The organism is Mesorhizobium denitrificans (assembly GCF_003403035.1).
GTDB classification, from domain to species: Bacteria; Pseudomonadota; Alphaproteobacteria; order Rhizobiales; family Rhizobiaceae; genus Mesorhizobium_G; species Mesorhizobium_G denitrificans.
The window spans coordinates 211,476-227,609 of record NZ_QURN01000004.1 but is presented as its reverse complement, the minus strand read 5'-3'; the positions used below and the strand labels follow the sequence as shown (position 1 = coordinate 227,609).

General features: G+C 57.7%; 16 protein-coding genes. 8 read left to right on the top strand and 8 right to left on the bottom strand.

Annotated elements, in window-relative coordinates:
- Window position 1: 1 nt before the first annotated feature.
- Window positions 2-1,165 (bottom strand): acyl-CoA dehydrogenase family protein, encoded by a 1,164-nt coding sequence (locus DY251_RS06185; protein ID WP_116623137.1) that lies wholly within the window; start codon window positions 1,163-1,165, stop codon window positions 2-4.
- Between the two features lie 78 nt (window positions 1,166-1,243).
- Here DY251_RS06185 and DY251_RS06180 point away from each other — a divergent pair, with 78 nt between their 5' ends.
- Window positions 1,244-2,218: a GlxA family transcriptional regulator gene (locus DY251_RS06180; RefSeq protein ID WP_425373281.1), complete on the top strand. Its 975-nt coding sequence runs from the start codon at window positions 1,244-1,246 to the stop codon at window positions 2,216-2,218.
- Window positions 2,219-2,329: 111 nt separating this feature from the next.
- A complete protein-coding gene (locus tag DY251_RS06175; protein WP_116622988.1) occupies window positions 2,330-3,529 on the top strand; it encodes an aromatic ring-hydroxylating oxygenase subunit alpha in 1,200 nt (399 codons plus the stop codon).
- A 29-nt stretch (window positions 3,530-3,558) separates the two neighbouring features.
- On the opposite strand, the gene ppa is transcribed toward DY251_RS06175, so the two are convergent.
- The 5 genes from ppa to DY251_RS06150 all read right to left on the bottom strand — a co-directional run bounded on the left by ppa (window position 3,559) and on the right by DY251_RS06150 (window position 6,973).
- Entirely contained in the window at window positions 3,559-4,092 is a 534-nt protein-coding gene (gene ppa / locus DY251_RS06170) for an inorganic diphosphatase (protein WP_116622987.1), read from the bottom strand.
- A gap of 110 nt (window positions 4,093-4,202) precedes the next feature.
- Complete coding sequence (locus DY251_RS06165; RefSeq protein ID WP_116622986.1) at window positions 4,203-4,709, bottom strand: GNAT family N-acetyltransferase; 507 nt, start codon at window positions 4,707-4,709, stop codon at window positions 4,203-4,205.
- Between the two features lie 95 nt (window positions 4,710-4,804).
- Complete coding sequence (locus tag DY251_RS06160) at window positions 4,805-5,443, bottom strand: TPM domain-containing protein (protein ID WP_116622985.1); 639 nt, start codon at window positions 5,441-5,443, stop codon at window positions 4,805-4,807.
- A gap of 4 nt (window positions 5,444-5,447) precedes the next feature.
- Window positions 5,448-6,329 carry a TPM domain-containing protein gene (locus DY251_RS06155; protein WP_425373280.1) on the bottom strand — a complete coding sequence of 294 codons (882 nt, stop codon included), beginning with the start codon at window positions 6,327-6,329 and terminating at the stop codon, window positions 5,448-5,450.
- A 17-nt stretch (window positions 6,330-6,346) separates the two neighbouring features.
- Window positions 6,347-6,973, bottom strand: coding sequence for a LemA family protein (locus DY251_RS06150; RefSeq protein WP_245415883.1), 627 nt, complete (start codon window positions 6,971-6,973; stop codon window positions 6,347-6,349).
- Between the two features lie 164 nt (window positions 6,974-7,137).
- Between DY251_RS06150 and DY251_RS06145 the strand changes: the two genes are divergently transcribed.
- From DY251_RS06145 to DY251_RS06130, 4 genes are all read left to right on the top strand, one after another.
- Window positions 7,138-7,365 (top strand): hypothetical protein, encoded by a 228-nt coding sequence (locus tag DY251_RS06145; RefSeq protein ID WP_116622983.1) that lies wholly within the window; start codon window positions 7,138-7,140, stop codon window positions 7,363-7,365.
- Window positions 7,366-7,368: 3 nt separating this feature from the next.
- The gene (pdxY, locus tag DY251_RS06140) at window positions 7,369-8,265 is read left to right on the top strand and encodes a pyridoxal kinase PdxY (RefSeq protein WP_116622982.1); all 897 of its coding nucleotides are present in this window, start codon (window positions 7,369-7,371) and stop codon (window positions 8,263-8,265) included.
- Between the two features lie 65 nt (window positions 8,266-8,330).
- Window positions 8,331-8,972, top strand: a complete 642-nt coding sequence (locus DY251_RS06135) for a carbonic anhydrase (protein WP_116622981.1) — start codon at window positions 8,331-8,333, stop codon at window positions 8,970-8,972.
- Between the two features lie 120 nt (window positions 8,973-9,092).
- Window positions 9,093-11,138: a M3 family metallopeptidase gene (locus DY251_RS06130; RefSeq protein WP_116622980.1), complete on the top strand. Its 2,046-nt coding sequence runs from the start codon at window positions 9,093-9,095 to the stop codon at window positions 11,136-11,138.
- On the opposite strand, the gene DY251_RS06125 is transcribed toward DY251_RS06130, so the two are convergent.
- Window positions 11,135-12,853 (bottom strand): adenylate/guanylate cyclase domain-containing protein, encoded by a 1,719-nt coding sequence (locus tag DY251_RS06125; RefSeq protein ID WP_116622979.1) that lies wholly within the window; start codon window positions 12,851-12,853, stop codon window positions 11,135-11,137. The two genes, DY251_RS06130 and DY251_RS06125, sit on opposite strands and share 4 nt — an antisense overlap.
- Window positions 12,854-13,033: 180 nt before the next feature.
- Here DY251_RS06125 and typA point away from each other — a divergent pair, with 180 nt between their 5' ends.
- Both typA and DY251_RS06115 read left to right on the top strand, forming a co-directional pair.
- Window positions 13,034-14,860, top strand: a complete 1,827-nt coding sequence (typA, locus tag DY251_RS06120) for a translational GTPase TypA (protein ID WP_116622978.1) — start codon at window positions 13,034-13,036, stop codon at window positions 14,858-14,860.
- A gap of 193 nt (window positions 14,861-15,053) precedes the next feature.
- Window positions 15,054-15,668, top strand: coding sequence for a LysE family translocator (locus tag DY251_RS06115; RefSeq protein ID WP_116622977.1), 615 nt, complete (start codon window positions 15,054-15,056; stop codon window positions 15,666-15,668).
- Between the two features lie 56 nt (window positions 15,669-15,724).
- Here the strand turns inward: DY251_RS06115 and DY251_RS06110 are convergent, their stop codons facing one another.
- A complete protein-coding gene (locus DY251_RS06110; RefSeq protein WP_116622976.1) occupies window positions 15,725-16,129 on the bottom strand; it encodes a F0F1 ATP synthase subunit epsilon in 405 nt (134 codons plus the stop codon).
- Window positions 16,130-16,134 lie beyond the last annotated feature (5 nt).

The window sequence follows — 16,134 nt, the reverse complement described above, 5'->3', positions numbered from 1 at the left end:
ATCAGCCGCCCACCGCACGAAGAAGCGCGCGCGAAATGATGTGTCGCTGTATCTCGCTTGTGCCTTCCCAGATGCGTTCGACACGCGCGTCCCGCCAGATGCGCTCGAGCGGCAGATCATTCATCAGGCCCATGCCGCCGTAGATCTGGATTGCCTCGTCGGCTACAAAGGCGAGCATTTCCGTGGCCTTGAGCTTCGCCATCGCCATGTCTTCGTCGGTCACGGTGCCCTGGTCATATTTCCAGCCCGCTTCAAACACGAGCAGGTTGGCGGCCTTCATCTCGGTCGCCATGTCGGCCAGCTTGAATGACACACCCTGAAATTTGCCAATCTGCTGGCCAAATTGCTTGCGCTCGGCAGCATAGGAAACTGCATGGCCGAAAGCGCGCTCCGCACGGCCTAGACATGTCGCCGCCACTTGCAAGCGTGTAGCCCCCAACCAGGCATTGGCAACCTCAAAGCCCTTATGCACCTCGCCCAGAACCTGCTGTTTCGGCAGGCGGCAATCGTCAAATTCCAGCACGGAATTGGTGTATCCCCGATGCGAAACATTCTGATAGCCATCGCGCACACTGAACCCCGGCGTGCCCTTATCGACAAAGAACGCCGTGATCTTCTTGCGCTTTCCGCGCGGGGTATCTTCCTCGCCACTTGCCATGAAGGTAATGACAAAATCAGCCATATCCGCATGGCTGATGAAATGCTTCGTGCCATTCAGCACCCAGTCGTCGCCGTCCTGCACCGCGCTCGCCTGCATGCTGCGCAGGTCCGAACCCGCATTAGGTTCAGTCATGGCGAGGCAGTCCGACTTTTCGCCGCGTATGCATGGAAACAGGTAGCGCTCGCGCTGCTCCGGCGTTCCCGCCAGCAAAATGTTCGATGGCCGCGCCACGCAGTTCCAGTGGAGCGCATAGCTGGCGCGGCCAAGCTCTTTTTCATAGAGCAGCCATGTCACGGTATCGAGGCCCGCGCCGCCCACATCCGCAGGCATGTTTGCCGCGTAAAGGCCAGCTGCAATCGCTTTGGCCTTTATCTCCGCGATCAATTCCGGCCGCAAAACTCCGGTGCGCTCAACTTCCGCCTCATGCGGATAAAGTTCGTTCTCAACGAACGCCCGCGTCGTATCGACAATTAGGCGCTGCTCCTCGCTCAACCCGAACTGCATCTGCGGAACCTCCTCGAAACAAGCCTTCATCTTGCCGAACTTGCAACGTCGCCATTAACTCTTTACGAAATTCATTTGATGAAAAACGAATCTCGAAACGTGTTTCGCGTTGAGCGCGCACCTTTGTCCATCACAATACTCGTGCTCGAAAATGCATCGATCCTGTGCGTTGCCTCCACCATCGATCCCCTTCGCGCCGCCAACCGGATCGCAGGCGAACGCCTGTTCGATTGGCGAATTGTTTCCATTGATCGCGTTCCGCCTCGAACAACGAGCGGCTTGCCCATCGCCGTGGATGGCGCATTCGATGCAATGGCCGCCGACATGCTCATCGTCATCGGCGGCTTCGGCACGCGTGACGCGTCATCGCGCCCGCTGCTTTCCACATTGCGCAAATGTGCCCGCGCGGCGCGTAGCTTCGGCGGCGTCGAGGCCGGTTCGTGGTTGCTGGCGCGCGCTGGATTGCTCGACGGTCGCCGCGCCACAACCCACTGGGAAGACCTCGAGGACTTCGCCGCTGCCTTTCCCAGCGTCGACGTGCGACCCGACCGTTATGTCATCGACGGCGCGGCATTCACGGCAGGTGGCGCCTCGCCCATTTTCGACCTGATGCTGCACCTCATCCGCAGTCGGCTCGGCATGGCCGTCGCGCTCGATGTCGCCAGCGTCTTTATTTATGATCAGGCGCATAATGCCGCCGATACGCAGCCGTTCGTCTCCCTCGGTCGTCTGGAAGGCTATGATGAGCGCGTCGCGCAAGCGATCCGGCTCATGGAATCCCGCATTGATGAACCGCTCAGCACAGCCGCCCTCGCTGCACGTACCGGTGTGACCACGCGAACTCTGGAAACCATATTCCGCAAAGCCATCGGAGAAACGCCCGGCGCATACTATCAGCGCCTGCGCCTCAACGCCGCCCGGCGGCTCGTGCTCGATACGCGCCTGCCGATGGCTGATATCGCCGCGCGTACGGGCTTTGGTTCCACCGCGAGCTTTTCGCGGGCTTTTTCTGCGGCCTTCGGAGAGGCTCCGACACGTCTCAGAACGGGTTAAAATCTCTCAAGAAGATCAATGCATTAAATCGTAAATTCTCCTAACCTATTGCGTTTTATTGCGAAATATGCCTGTATTGAATGAACATTCAATAAATAATCGGGTTTGAAAATGAACCAGCACCTGCTCAATGTCGCAGTGCCGGACAATTGGGACCGGCGCGGCCTGCCGGGCTGGAGCTATCACAGCCCCGCCTTTCTTGAACTGGAAAGGGAATTCCTTTTCCGCAACCATTGGCAGATTGCCTGCCATATCGCGGATGTCCCCGAACCCGGTGACTACCTGACCTTCGACGCTGTCGGCGAACGCGCGCTCATCGTGCGCGGCAAGGATGGCATAGTGCGCGCCTTCCATAATATCTGCCGCCATCGCGGTTCGCGCGTCGTGGCCGACGAGAAGGGCCATTGCAAGAACGCACTGGTCTGCCCGTTTCACGGTTGGGTCTATAATCTCGATGGCACGCTGCGTGGTGCGGCGCAGCCTCGCAGCTTTCCAGAACTGGACAAGAATGAGTTTGGCTTGATTCCGCTGGATCTCGAAATCTGGATGGGCTTTGTGTTTGTCCGCTTCCGGCATGGGCCGCAGCCTTCCGTGGCTGAATTGTTCAAGCCGATCGAAGCGGAAATCGCGCATTACAACATTGCGGATATGGTGCCTTCGGGCGAACCGTGGACGCAGACCACTCCGGTCAACTGGAAGTCGGTCCGCGATGTCGACAATGAGGGCTATCACGTTGCGATGGCCCATCCAGCATTGCAGGATCTTTACGGCTCAACCTATTTTGACGAACCCTTCGTCAATGGGGTGTCGCGCTCATTCGCGACTTACAATCCCCATGCGGGCCGACGCTGGAGCGTGAAAAACTACGTCAACATCGCGCCGGAGCCGTCATATCTGCCGGAGCATCTGCGCAAGGCGTGGATCTATTATGGATTGTTCCCGAACAACGTCATCACGCTGATGCCGGAATCCGTTCAGTTCTATCAGGAATTTCCGCTTTCGACGGGTGAAACGCTTTTGCGCGGCTCTACCTATCGATTCCGTGACGAAAATCGTCAGCAAGCGGCGGCGCGTTACCTTTCAATGCGCATCGACCGCGACACGATGGCAGAGGACGTACAGCTTTCCGTATGGTCGAACGAAGCAATGCAATCAAAGGCGTTCGCGGGCTTCTTCCTGTCTGATCTGGAATATGGCGTGCGCACGCATCATGATCATTTGCGCGAGCAATTGCCGGTGCTCAATCTCGAAACCGCACCGCGTGACCGCGATTTGGCGCGCATCAATGAAGAAATGCGCGCCAAGTCTTGAGAACCACATGAAGTGACCGGCTTGGCCGGTTACTTCTGCTCTTCGTAGCGGACAACGGCCTCGCGGATCATCTTCTTGGCGTATTCAGCATCATGCCAGCCGCCAATCTTGACCCATTTGCCTGGTTCAAGGTCTTTGTAGTGTTCGAAGAAGTGCGCAACCTGTTCCAGCGTAATCGGCGGCAGGTCAGTATAGTTCTTCACGCGCTCGTAGCGCTTCGTAAGGTGCGTCGAAGGAACAGCCAGAACCTTCTCGTCCTGTCCAGCATTGTCTTCCATTATCAGCACGCCGATTGGGCGCACATTGATAACGCAGCCCGGTACCAGCTCGCGCGTGTTGCAAACAAGAACGTCGATCGGGTCGCCGTCGCCGGAAAGCGTGTGCGGCACAAAGCCATAATTTCCCGGATAGCGCATGGAGGTATAGAGGAAGCGATCAACGACCAGCGTTCCCGCAGCTTTATCCATCTCATATTTGATCGGCTCGCCGCCAATCGGAACTTCGATGATGACGTTGACGTCTTCAGGCGGATTATTGCCTGTGGATATGGCTTCGATACGCATCTGTCTCTCCGAAATGAGTCGCACCGCATTACAGTCCCATTTCGAAACGCGCAATGCAGACCGAAGTCGAAGATTAACAACAGGTTGGCGTCAATGCGAGCGGCGGGGCACTATTCCCAAACGAAGCCGATCTTTTTAAGGGCTTTCTGCTCGAATATTTCTACGCCTTCGGCGATGTCGCGCCCGCCACTTCCTGAATAAAACGACAGCGCATTTGCATTGTCTTCCAGCGCCCAGACGACCAGACCCTTCAGGCCGTGCTGCTTAAGGCGTCTGCGCGCCTCTTTGAAAAGGCGTGTGCCGAGGCCAACGCCCTGATATTCCGGGCGCAGGTAGAGTTCGTAGATTTCGCCTTCCTGCTGCAATTGGCGTGCGCGGCTACGCCCCAAAGTCGCATAACCCGCGATTTCGCCACCCACGTCGACAACCAGAATGGATGTCGCGTTGCGGATCGCGTTGGCCCACCAATCATGACCACGGCGGTTAACCATCGAAAGCAATGTCCGGTGCGGGATGATGCCGCTATAGGTTCCAAGCCACGCAGCCTCGTGGGCTTCCGCTATCGCCTCGGCATCGCGCAACTCGGCGCGGCGTATGTCTATGGTCAGAGTCTTCATTATTTCTTAACCATATGCCCCAACCGCGCGGATGCACAAGCGCTCCTTGTGGCTAATCGCGATTCGGCTTTTGGTGATTCTAGAGTGAAGACTCGCTAGATCTCTACCAAATGATCATCGAGTTCATTCGGATTCACAGCTTTTGGTGGAAAGTGCTTCGCCAGCAATGCACCCACGATACCCACTGTTTTGACGAAACCATTGGCGATCTCGTCGCGTCTGGCATGCGCTGTCAGCTCGCGAATAACGCCATCCCACTCGTCCTGCTCAACCTTGGCGCTGATGCCGCTGTCCGCGACCACCTCTGCATAGCGCTCGGCTAGCGAAACGAAGATCAGCACACCGGTTCGATCTGCAGTGATATGCACGTTGCGGGCAAGGAACTGCTTCACCGCATTCTCATGCGCGCGCTGGAATTGCAACCGCCGTGGCACGAGCATCAGCCGAAAGCGCGGCAGGAATGCGATAAGCAGCAGGATACAAGCCGTTGCAGAAATCTGGGCAGCAACAAAAACCGGAAGGCGGATCGTAAACCAACCGGCTTCCAGAGCGAGCGCCGCACCGAGACTTACGATCAGAAGCGCGATGAAAACCATGAAGGACGCAGCGTAAAAATAGCTGCTGCTGCGCCGTGCAACGACGCAGTAGATTTCGCCTGAAGTCTTGTCCTCGGCTGCAGCAATGGCGCGGGCAACGCGCTCGTGCTCTTGGTCGGTGATTGTTCTGGCTGTCATGGCGTCACCATCCACCCGAGGAACCGCCGCCGCCAGATGAGCCGCCCCCGCCGGAGAAACCGCCACCACCAGACCAGCCACCACCGCCACCTGAGGACCAACCGCCGCCAGACCAGCCGCCTGTCGTCCAGCCGCTATCCCGGTTGCGCCTTCCGTTGTTGGCGTAGTTGAATTCCATCCCCAGCCAGCGATATCGTCCGGGCGCAATCTGCTCACCGAACATGCGCGGCAGAACCGCCATCAGAATGCTGCCAAAGAACAAAGTGAACCAAAGCAGCAGGAATAACCCAACCACAACATCCATCGGCTCGGAATCATTCTGCTGATTGCGCTTGGCGCGCGCCTCCAGCTCTGCCCCTTGGCCCTCAAGCACCTTTTCGATACCGTCCACAGCCTGCGTTATGCCGCCGGCGTAATCGCCATTCCGGAAATACGGAACCATGTCCTGAATAATGAGGTTGGAATGCAGGTCCGTCAGCGTGCCTTCCAGCCCGTAACCAACCTCGATGCGCATTTTGCGGTCGTCTTTTGCGACCAGCAGCAGCACGCCGTTGTTCTCGCCTGCCTGCCCCAGCTTCCACGCCCTGAAAAGACGATTGGCATAGGGCTCGATCGCCTCGCCATCGAGATTATCTATCGTTGCGACCACGATCTGATCGCTCGATTTCTTCTCATAGGCCTCCAGTTTGGCCGTCAGCGCCTGTATCGTCGCTGCATCCAACATATGGGCGTTGTCGACAACGCGGCCCGTAAGCTGCGGAATCTCCGCCGCGCGCACCATCGCGACTGTGCCAAGCAGCACAAGCACAACGAAAATGCAGTTGCGCACCACGGACCATGCGATCCGTGGCGTCGTTTCAAGTTCTCTCAGGCGAATATCGGCCACGTCTCGACCGGCTCAGTTCAACCGCCGGAAGATTGCGTCTGCGGCTTGGTGCCGAAATCCACCTTCGGCGCATCCATCTTGTCCTGCTCCACCGTGAAGTTCTGGAACGGCTGCTTATGGAACCAAAGCTTGTCCCAGATCATCGACGGGAAGGTGGAGAGGGTCAGATTGAACGCCCGCACCGCACCGATGTAATCGCGCCGCGCAACGGCAATGCGGTTTTCTGTGCCTTCAAGCTGCGCCTGCAATGCAAGGAAGTTCTGGTTTGCCTTCAGGTCAGGATAGTTTTCCGCAACCGCCAGCAGTCGGCCAAGTGCGCTCGTCAAACCCGCCTGATTTTCCTGAAATTTCTTGAATGCTTCCGGGTCGGTCAGATTGTCGGCATTCACTGTCACCTGCGTTGCCTTGGCGCGCGCCTCGACAACACTTTGCAGCGTGTCGGCTTCATGCGCGGCATAGCCTTTCACCGTTTCAACCAGGTTCGGAATGAGGTCTGCGCGACGCTGATACTGATTCAGCACTTCGCTCCATGCCGCCTTCGCGTTTTCTTCGGCGGTTGGAATGGTGTTGTAGCCACAAGCTGAGAGCAGGGGCGCCAGCAGGAATACGAAAAGGATCGAAAGCAGCGGACGGGTCGGCTGCATTCTGGAAGCGATAGTAGTCATAGCGAGACCCCCAGGGATTCGTGTCGGTTGCAGGCTTAACACACTATTGGGCCAAGGAAAGCTGGTGTGTGCGAAAGTGCCATCCTTGACTTTCATGGCTATCCGGCGTCCCGATCATCAATATCGATTTCGGCAGCACAAATATGACAGCTCGCAAGAATAATGACGATCTCGCAGAATCCCGGCGCATACTTGGCCAGATCGAGCAGGAAGCGGGCTATGCGCGCAGGCTCAAGAACCACCTCAACGCCGCCGACGCAGATCAGGACGATCGTATCGAGACGTGGGGAACGCGAATTGGTCGAACAATCGGGTTCCTCGTCACCATCGCTGTTATCCTGCTGTTTATTCGCTATATGATATCGAATTGAACCATGTCGTCTCCTGCCGATACATCTGAGCCGGGCTCCGCAAAGGCCGTTATCGTCATCTCCAGCCACGTCGCGCGCGGCTCGGTGGGCAATCGCGCGGCAGTGTTCGCGCTGGAAACATTGGGCTATCCCGTCTGGGCGGTTCCCACGGTCATCCTGCCGTGGCACCCCGGTCATGGCCTCGCAACGCGCATCGTCCCTGCGCCTGATCAATTTTCAGCACTGATGAAAGACCTGGAACGCGCGCCTTGGCTCGGCGAGGTCGCGGGCGTCCTTTCAGGTTATCTGGGTGACGAAGGACAGGTGGGCGCCGTTGCCTCGCTTGTCGCCGCTGTGCGAGCTCGGAATCCGAAGGCGCTTTATGTTTGCGATCCGGTCATGGGCGATCTCGGCGGCCTGTACGTGAAGCAGGGATTGGCCGAGCGTATCCGCGACGAACTCATCACCATTGCGGACATTGCCACGCCCAACCGCTATGAACTGGCGTGGATGGTAGGCCGCGAACTGTCGGAAATGCGCACGACGCTGGAGGCCGCTTCAGAAGTCGGTCCGCCGACCATGCTCGTAACCTCGGCTCCGGCCATGATGAAGGGTTTTACCGGTAATCTCCTGCTTTCGGGATCGGAGGCGTGGCTGGCCGAGCACCGCATTATCGAAAATCCGCCAAACGGCCTGGGAGATTTAACCGGCGCGGTATTCCTCGCACGGCTGATGGACGGACAGAATTTCAGCAAGGCCCTGCAGACCACTACAGCGGCCGTGTTTGAAATTCTCGCCCGCACCGCGCGGCGTGGTGGGGACGAGCTTCAACTTGAAACCGATGCACAAAGTCTCGCTCATCCGATGGCGATGGTCCAGATCCGCCGCCTTTCTGTACCCGACAAAGGTCGTCGCGCATAACACGCATAACACCTCGTCGAAAATTCTGTTTTGCAAATCGCTAATGAAGTTCTAGGAGGGAAGCTATGGCACATCTTCCAGACCACCTCCTCAAAGGCTATCGCAACTTCATGACCACCCGCTATCCGGGTGAGCGCGACCATTACCGCTCGCTTGCTCGCGAAGGCCAGGCCCCCGAAACAATGCTGATCGCCTGTTGCGATTCCCGCTCTGCACCGGAAGTCATATTCGATTCCGCGCCGGGTGAGTTGTTTGTCGTACGCAACGTCGCGAATCTCGTCCCGCCTTACGAACCGGATGGCGAGTTCCATTCGACATCCGCTTCATTGGAGTTCGCCGTTCAAAGCCTCAAGGTGAAAAACATCGTCGTTATGGGGCACGGTCGCTGCGGGGGCATCAAGGCTGCCCTTTCACCATCCTCTCCGCTGTCGCCCGGTGATTTCATCGGCAAATGGATGAGCCTTGTCGCACCGGCGGCGGAATCCATCTCTGGAAATCCAATGATGACGCCAATCGAGCGTCAGACCGCGCTCGAACGCATATCCGTGCGCTACTCGCTGACCAATCTGCGTACATTCCCTTGTGTGCAAATTCTGGAACAGAAGGGCAGACTTTCCCTTTACGGTGCATGGTTCGACATTTCGACGGGCGAACTATGGGCGATGAACAACGCAACCGGGGATTTCGAACGACCCGAGTTCGATTGATCGCGGCCACCATCCAAGCCTGCGCAGGTTTTTAGTTCGGCACCGGTCGCCCATCCCTGTTGCGCCAGTACAGAGCGCGTCCTACATCGCTGGTAGGCACACCAATCAGGACCTGACCGCATGACCGTCAAGAATTCCTCCAAACATCCGCTGACGCATTGGACGGGACCATTCGGCCTGCCGGACTATTCGCGCATCAGAGACGAAGATTTTGCCGGCGTCTTTGACGAGGCATTGAAGTCGCATGATGCGGAGATCGAAAGCATCGCTTCCAACACCGAGACTGCAACCATCGAAAACACGCTCGCTGCGCTCGAACTCTGCGGCGATGCGCTCGACCGCGTTTCGTCGATTTTCTGGAACCGCTCCGGTGCGCATACCAACGAAACCATTCAGGCTCTCGAACGCGAAATTGCGCCCAAAATGGCGAGACATTTCTCAGCCATCTCAATGAATGATCGCCTCTTCAAGCGCATTGACGATCTATACCAGCGCCGCAGTACCCTGAATCTCGATTCCGAAACGCTGCGCGTTCTGGAAAAGACCTGGAAAAACTTCGTACGCGCGGGTGCAAAGCTGAATCAAACCGGCAAAAAGCGTCTAGCAGACATCAATGAAGAACTCGCGGGGCTTGGCGCTCGCTTCGGCCAGAACGTGCTTGCAGACGAGAAGGATTGGGTGCTTTTCCTCGACGAAGCCGATCTCGCGGGCATTCCCGACTCTCTCAAGAGCGCGATGGCGCAAGCTGCTGACATACGCGGCGAAAAGGGTCGTTACGCGGTCACGCTCTCCCGCTCTATCTACGAGCCGTTCATGTCCTTCTCGGATCGTCGCGACCTTCGCGAGAAGGTTTTCAATGGCTTCATCATGCGCGGCCAGATGGGCGGCGAGAGCGACAATACGGAAACCGTTGCCAGGACGCTTTCGTTGCGCGCCGAAAAGGCAAAGCTGCTCGGCTACGACAGCTACGCGGCTCTAAAGCTGGATGACACAATGGCGAAAACGCCCGCCGCAGTGCTTGGCCTGCTGGAGCCGGTTTGGGACAAGGCTCGCGCCAAGGCTGGTGAAGATGAAGTCTCGCTTCAGCGCATCGCTGCCGCCTCCGGCAGCAATGAAAAGATCGCAGGTTGGGACTGGCGCTACTATCAGGAAAAACTGCGCGCGGAGAAATTTGCCTTCGATGAAGCCGAGCTGAAGCCATACTTCCAACTCGAAAACATCATCGCCGCCAGCTTCGACGTTGCCACCCGTTTGTTCGGCATTACCTTCGTACCGATCGATAGCGTTAACGCGTGGCACCCAGATGTGCGCGCCTTCCGCGTGCTCGATGCTTCCGGAAATCCGCAGGCGCTGTTCCTTGCGGATTATTTCAATCGCCCCTCCAAGCGTTCCGGCGCGTGGATGAGCGCCCTGCAATCCGGCTACAAGCTCGGCAAGGGCTCGACGCCGATAATCTACAACATCATGAACTTCGCCAAGCCACCAGCCGGCGAGCCCGCGCTTCTCTCGATGGACGAAGCACGTACGCTTTTCCACGAATTTGGCCATGCCCTGCACGGAATGTTGACCGATGTGACATGGCCGTCCGTCTCCGGCACCTCCGTTAGCCGCGATTTCGTGGAGCTTCCCTCGCAGCTTTACGAACATTGGCTGATGGTGCCTGAAATCTTGGAAAAATACGCTCTGCACGCCAAGACGAGCCAGCCGATCCCAAAGGATTTGCTGGACAAGCTGCTGGCCGCGCGCACCTTCGGCGCTGGTTTCAATACGGTCGAGTTCGCCGCTTCCGCATTGGTCGACATGGCCTATCACGCTGAATCCAAGGCTCCGGCCGATCCGCTTGTGTTTGAAGCAGCAACGCTTGAAAGGCTTCAAAAGCCTGAAGCCATTCCGATGCGCCACCGCACACCGCATTTCCAGCATGTCTTTGCCGGCGAAGGTTATTCCGCGGGTTATTACTCCTACATGTGGTCTGAGGTGCTGGACGCCGACGCCTTTTCCGCATTCGAGGAAACAGGCGATCCGTTCAACCCTGAAATGGCTGCGCGCCTCAAAGCCAACATTTATGCCGCCGGTGGCTCGAAAGACCCCGAAGAGCTTTACACCGCTTTCCGGGGTAAGATGCCATCTCCAGATGCCATGTTGGAGAAGCGTGGCCTCGCCTAGGCCGCGCTCTCTTCCTCGCGAGCCAGCTTCTGCGTGTCCATCTTGCGCGCCGCCAACGGCCCAATCACACAGACCTCAAGCGGCGCGCTGTGGCCTCGTATTTCGACCTTCTGGAATGCATAGGCTTTCAGTTCCAGCTTTGATTGCTCGGCGGCGTGGCGCGAAATAACAATCGCCGCGTCGAGTTCCTTCGCGAGCGTTTCCAATCGACTCGCCACATTCACCGTGTCGCCAATAACGGTGACATTCATTGCGCGGCCATAACCCATCGTGCCCGCAATTGCCGGGCCGGAATGAATACCGATTGCCACCCGCAATGGCTGCGCCAGGTCGGGATCGAGTTCCCGGCTGACCCTATCCAGCCCTTCGATAATCGCTTTGGCTGCTTCCAGCGCCTGCCGACACGCAATATCCGGCTCCGTTTCCAGCCCGAATATGGCCATAGCGCCATCACCGATGAATTTATCCAATCGGCCGCCCGCCTGCTCCACGGCTCTGCCTACGACCGCAAAATAGCGGTTCAATAGAAACACGGTGTCGAAAGGCAGGCTGTCGCTGGTTATCCGCGTGAAATCGCGAATATCGCAAAACAGCACCGCCACTTCCCGCTCGCGACCAGGCGCAGGGGAAGCGCGAACCGTTTCCCCCAGAATGTTTTCGCCCGCAGCCAAAACCAGACTGACCTTGATATCCGTCACTGGCCGCAACTGACACGCCAGCCTGACATCTGGTGGCGCATGTATTCTCTCGAGGGTCGCAGCCTCAACGGCACGAGACAGCGGCTGCTCCGCCAGATTTTCGAGCACAACCACGCGACATGTCGAGCATCGCCCCCGTCCACCGCAAACCGCGTGATGCGGTATGCCGGCCAGCCTGCTTGCCTCCAGCACGCTATACCCCATCGGCACGCGCGATACGCGACCATCAGCGTAACGAACTTCAATCGTGTGCGCGCGTTCTCGCAACTCTCGCACCACGCGCAGGATCAATACGACAAGCAAAGCGGCGCCATAAATGCCGTAAACAAGGTAATTGACCTCCGCCTTTGTCGAAGCCGCGGCGCGCAACTTTTCAAGATCGGTAGGTGCCAGCGCAAAGCCAGTTTCGGCAACCGCGCGACCTCCTGCCACAAAAGCCAACGCTGTCAGAACGGGAACCAGCGCAGCCACCACCAGCAAAGGCGCTGCGGCCTTCTCGAACCACGGTTGCTGTCGCTGCCAAAAATAGATCCCAAGGCAAGCGTGTATCCACACCACGAACACAGCCACGATCTGGCGCACGCCAGCGCCGGGCGATTCCACCCACAGCGTATTGGCCACGTAATGGTAGCTGTCCGCTATGCCCGTCAGTTGAAAATTGAAACGCGTGCCGATCACATGCTCGGCCACCAACATGGGTATCAGCAACCCAAGCAGCACCTGGCAGGCCTCACGCGCAGGCATCACCAGAGTGCGGCGCCGATAAAGTGAGCGCAACGTCAAGGCAACATGGGTTAGCAGCGCGCCCAGAAAAAGCGTGGTGCCGACCGGATTGCGCCAAATCGCCAGAAACCACGGTCGCACGGCTTCCGCGGCGTTGAGCGAAACCAACATCAGCATGTGGTTCAAAAAGTGCAGGAGCACGAAGCTGAACAGCACAAGCCCTGAATATAGCCGCAACGTGCGTAAACGCCGGTCGAGATTACCTCTTATGGGAACGTTGGGGTTTCGGCTCATTTTCGGTCCTGGTCGGCGGCCAATGTGTCAGGCCGCACGCATGCCTTCAACGCAATTAACGCATGTTTGCATAGCTGCATTGTCTTTGGGCCCTTTCGCATGTGCGAAAAAACCTGTATGAGCGCGGCAAATTGGCATCCGCAAGGCGGTTTGCTTCCTGTTCACCCCTGAGAACTCATCATGAAACTTCGCAATATCGCGATCATCGCGCACGTCGATCATGGCAAGACGACGCTGGTGGACGCCCTCCTGAAGCAGTCCGGCGCAGTGCGCGATAACCAGCGCGTTGCAGAACGCGTAATGGATTCCAACGATATCGAAAAAGAACGCGGTATCACCATTCTGGCCAAGGCAACCTCGGTTGTCTGGAAAGATACCCGTATCAACATCGTCGATACGCCGGGCCACGCGGATTTCGGCGGTGAGGTCGAGCGCATCCTGAACATGGTCGATGGCGCCATCGTGCTGGTTGACGCTGCGGAAGGCCCGATGCCTCAGACCAAGTTCGTGGTCGGCAAGGCGCTCAAAGTTGGCCTCCGCCCCATCGTCGCGATCAACAAGATTGACCGTCCTGACGCACGCGAAGTTGAAGTCATCAATGATGTTTTCGACCTCTTCGCCGCACTCGACGCCACCGACGAGCAGCTCGACTTCCCGATCCTCTACGGTTCCGGCCGCGACGGCTGGATGGCCGACAAGCCGGAAGGTCCGAAGGATCAGGGCCTCGCTCCGCTTTTCGACCTCGTGCTCAAGCACGTGCCGGAGCCCAAGGTCGGTCCTGGCCCGTTCCGCATGATCGGCACGATCCTTGAAGCAAACCCCTTTCTCGGCCGTATCATCACGGGCCGCATTGAGAGTGGTTCGCTCAAACCAAATCAGGCCGTGAAGGTTCTGCATCACGACGGTTCGCTGCTGGAAAATGGTCGCGTTTCCAAGATCCTCGCTTTCCGTGGTCTTGAGCGCCAGCCCATTGAAGACGCACAGGCGGGCGACATCGTCGCAATCGCCGGGCTTTCCAAGGGTACGGTGGCCGATACTTTCTGCGACCCGGCGGTAAGCGAACCGCTAACCGCGCAGCCGATCGATCCGCCGACCGTCACCATGTCCTTCCTTGTCAACGATTCCCCATTGGCGGGCACCGAGGGCGATAAGGTTACGAGCCGCGTCATTCGCGACCGCCTGCTGCGCGAGGCTGAGGGCAACGTTGCGCTCAAGATCGAAGAATCATCCGAGAAGGATTCATTCTACGTTTCCGGTCGCGGTGAATTGCAGCTTGCGGTTCTCATCGAAACGATGCGCCGTGAAGGCTTCGAATTGGCAGTTTCGCGTCCGCGCGTCGTTATGCAGCAGGGTGAACACGGCCAGCTTCTGGAACCTATCGAAGAGGTCGTAATCGACGTTGACGAGGAACACGCTGGCATTGTCGTGCAGAAGATGTCCGAGCGTAAAGCCGATATGGTCGAATTGAAGCCATCCGGCGGCAATCGTCAGCGCCTCGTATTCCATGCGCCGACGCGCGGCCTGATTGGCTATCAGTCGGAATTGCTCACGGATACGCGCGGCACCGCCGTCATGAACCGGCTCTTCCATGCGTACGAACCCTTCAAGGGTGAAATCCCCGGCCGCGTTAATGGCGTGCTGATTTCCATTGAAGCTGGCGAAGCCGTGGCCTACGCGCTCTGGAACCTCGAAGACCGTGGTCCGATGGTTATCGACGCTGGCGTCAAGGTTTACGCCGGCATGATCATCGGCATCCACACGCGGGACAATGACCTTGAAGTCAACGTGCTTAAAGGTAAGAAGCTCACCAACATCCGCGCCGCAGGCAAGGATGAAGCCGTGAAGCTTACGCCGCCGGTACGGATGACGCTTGAGCGCGCACTCGCATGGATCCAGGACGACGAACTCGTTGAAGTTACGCCGAAGTCCATCCGCCTGCGCAAACTCTATCTTGATCCGCATGAGCGCAAGCGGTTCGAGAAATCGAAGCTGGCTGGTGCAGCCTGATACATCAACGGCCTGCTGCAAAGCGGGCCGTTTTTCTTTTAAGGGTTCGATTTCGTTGGTTACTCTCGGCCCATACCTCCGACACTATCGGCGCGGGCAAATCTGTGTTCGCATTCGATGGATCACTGCACTTGTCGGGCCAGTTGTTGCTGGTTCGTCTTGTAGCTATGGTCGCAATGCCCGGAGGAACCCCATGTCTATCTCAGCAATCGCAATATTTGCCTTGGCGCTGTTCGTAGCAGCGGGATCGCCGGGGCCGTCGATCGCTGCGTTGGTCGCGCGTGTCATCTCGCGCGGTATGCGCGATGTATTCCCGTTTATCTTGGCCATGTGGATCGGTGAGGCGATCTGGCTTTCGCTCGCCGTCTTTGGCCTCGCAGTGGTGGCTCAAGCCTTCCATCAGGCGTTTGTGCTGCTGAAATGGGCGGGCGTTTTCTATCTTCTCTATCTGGCATGGAAAATGTGGAATGCCCCCGCAGCTACAGATGCCGAGGAGCTTCCGAAGTCGGACTCGGCAATCAAGCTTTTTGCAGCCGGGATGGCTGTAACTCTGGGCAACCCGAAAATTATGCTGTTTTACCTCGCGCTCCTGCCCACCATCATCGACTTAAATTCGGTTACGATACTGGGTTGGGCGGAACTGACTTTGACAATGTTTGCAGTGCTTGCCGTAATCGATATTGGCTGGGCGCTTGTTGCTGCGCAGGCCCGCAAATTCATGAAAAGCCCCAAAGCGGTGCGCTCTGCCAATCGCATCAGCGCGGGGCTAATGGTGGGTGCGGCCGCAGCAATCGCCGCTCGCAGCTAAAGAAATAAAAAAGCCGGGCAATGCCCGGCTTCATACCGCTCCAGGATTCTCGTCACTCAGGCAGCGAGCGCGCTCTTAAGCGTAGAGAGATGGTCCAGATATTCCTGGGCCTTTGCGCGAGCCGCGTCGGTCTTGGCATCGCTGACGTCTTCACGCGCGTCTTGAATACGGCGGTCAAGACCGTCTTGATTGATGTCCTGCACCGCTAGAGCCTCTTCCGCGAGCAATGTGCAGCCTGACGGGAGAATATCCGCGAAACCGCCAAACACCACAAAGCGCTGCTCGGCGCCCGATACAGGTTTAACCGTTACAACACCCGGCTTGATTGTGGTCATGACCGGCGCGTGATTGGCCATCACGGTCATTTCGCCTTCTGTGCCAGGAATAACAACCGCTTCGACCGACTCGGAAACGAGCAGGCGTTCGGGAGAAACCAGTTCGAATTTGAACGCTTCAGCCATGGTAC